Consider the following 2,394-nt stretch of genomic DNA (forward strand, 5'->3'; position numbering starts at 1 on the left):
TGGTCGTGTGGTGTTGGTGTTTCCGGGTCAGGGGTCGCAGTGGGCCGGGATGGCTGTGGAGTTGCTGGATTCTTCGGCGGTGTTCGCTGAGCGTTTTGCCGAGTGTGGTGAGGCGTTGGCGGAGTTTGTGGATTGGTCGTTGGAGGACGTGCTCCGGGGTGTTGCGGGTGCTGTGTCGTTGGAGCGGGTGGATGTGGTGCAGCCGGTGTTGTGGGCTGTGATGGTGTCGTTGGCTGAGTTGTGGCGTTCGTTTGGTGTTGTGCCTTCGGCGGTGGTGGGGCATTCGCAGGGTGAGATTGCGGCTGCGTGTGTGGTGGGTGCGTTGTCTTTGCGTGATGGGGCGAGGGTGGTGGCGTTGCGGTCGCGGGCGATTGCTGAGGGTTTGGCCGGGTTGGGTGGTATGGCGTCGGTGTCGTTGGCGGCTGAGGAGGTGGCGGAGCGGGTTGCTGCGTGGGGTGGTCGTTTGTCGGTGGCGACGGTGAATGGTCCGGCTTCGGTGGTGGTGGCTGGTGAGGTTGGGGCGTTGGAGGAGTTGCTGGCGGGTTGTGAGGCGGAGGGTGTGCGGGCGCGTCGTATTGCGGTGGATTATGCGTCTCATTCCGTTCAGGTTGAGGTGATCGAGGGGCGGTTGGCGGAGGTCCTGGCTGGTGTTGAGTCGCGGTCGTCTTCGGTGCCGTTCTATTCGACGGTGACTGGTGGGCTTGTTGATACGGCTGAGTTGGGTGCTGGTTATTGGTATCGCAATCTGCGGCAGACGGTTCGGTTTGAGGAGACGGTCGGGGCGATCCTGGACGGAGGGGACGCGGTTTTTATCGAGGTGTCGCCGCACCCGGTGTTGGTTGTGGGTGTTCAGGAGACTGTTGAGGCGCGGGGTGCGGGGCGGAGTGTTGTCGTTGGTTCGCTGCGGCGTGGTGAGGGTGGTCTGGCGCGCTTTGTGACTTCGGTGGCCGAGGCATGGGTCCACGGTGTCGCGGTCGACTGGGCGGGTGTGTTCGCGGGGGCGTCGCGGGTGGATCTGCCGACGTATGCCTTCCAGCGCAAGCGCTACTGGCTGGAAGCCCCCGCGGGCGCGAAGGGCGATGTGTCCGGCCTCGGGCTGAGCATCGCCGAGCACCCGTTGCTGGGCGCGGTGGCGGATCTCCCGGATTCGGCGGGGGTTGTGTTCATGGGGCGGCTGTCGTTGCGGTCGCATGGCTGGCTGGCCGATCATGCGGTGGGTGACACGGTGTTGTTGCCCGGCACCGGGTTCGTGGAACTGGCGGTGCGTGCCGGTGACGAGGTCGGCTGCGATGTGGTCGAGGAGTTGACCCTTGAGACCCCGCTCGTTCTTCCCGAGGGGAGTGGGGTGCAGCTGCGGCTGACCGTCGCAGAGCCGGACGACGCGGGCCGCCGGACCTTCCGCGTCTACTCGCGGCTGGAGGACGCCGCATTCGATGAGGCGTGGACCTGCCACGCCACCGGTGTGCTGGCTCAGGGTGCGGCGCAGCACACGGGCGATCTGACCGAATGGCCGCCCAAGGGCGCTGAAGCGCTGGACGTCGACTCGCTGTACGAGGACTTCGCCACCGCTGGGTACGGGTACGGGCCTGTCTTCCAGGGCCTGAGGGCGGCCTGGCGGCGCGGAGAGGAGATCTTCGCCGAGGTCGCACTCGCCGAAGAGCAGCAAGCCGAGGCCGCCCGTTTTGGCATCCACCCGGCGCTGCTCGACGCGGCTCTGCACGGCGTCCGGCTCGGTGCGTACTTCGGCGATCCCGACCAGGTCTGGCTGCCGTTCGCCTGGCGCGGAGTGACGCTGCGGGCGGCAGGAGCGACGGAACTGCGGGTCGCGCTGGCCCCGGCCGGCGTCGGCGCGGTGTCGCTGAGCGTGGCGGACGGCACGGGCGCCGCGGTGGCGACCGCGGAATCGTTGGCGCTGCGCCCGGTCGACCCCAGCCAACTCGCGGGCGCTCGGCGCAACGACTCGCTGTTCCGCATCGAGTGGCAAGCGCTGGCGGAGTCGGCGGTGGGCAGCCCTGAGCCGCCCGCCGCATGGGTGGCCGTCGGTGCCCCCGAAGGACTCGCCGAACTTGGCCTCGCCGCGCCGGGAAGCGTTGCGTACGCGGACCTCGACGCGCTCGGTGCGGCGGTCGACACGGGCTCTGTCGGGCTCCCGCCCGCGGTGCTGGTCCCGATGCCCTCCCCGTCGGCAGAGATGCCGTCGGCCGTGCGGCAGAGCGTCCACCAGGCCCTCGCGCTGGTCCAGAAATGGCTGGCGGACGAGCGGTTCGCCGCCTCGCGACTGGTCGTGGTGACGGGCGGTGCGGTCGCGACGGAGCCTGACGAGGGCATACGCGACCTGGCGGCGGCCCCGGTGTGGGGCCTGTTGCGCTCGGCGCAGTCGGAGAACCCCGGCCG

The 2,394-nt window shown here is 69.0% G+C and carries 1 protein-coding gene; it reads left to right on the plus strand.

Translation table 11 applies throughout. The features are described from left to right. The coding region (locus tag CCN51_RS46125) for an acyltransferase domain-containing protein (protein ID WP_143676107.1) at positions 1-2,394 on the plus strand (2,394 nt) is incomplete at both ends.

This window comes from Streptomyces milbemycinicus (assembly GCF_002154605.1).
Taxonomy (GTDB): Bacteria; Actinomycetota; Actinomycetes; order Streptomycetales; family Streptomycetaceae; genus Streptomyces; species Streptomyces milbemycinicus.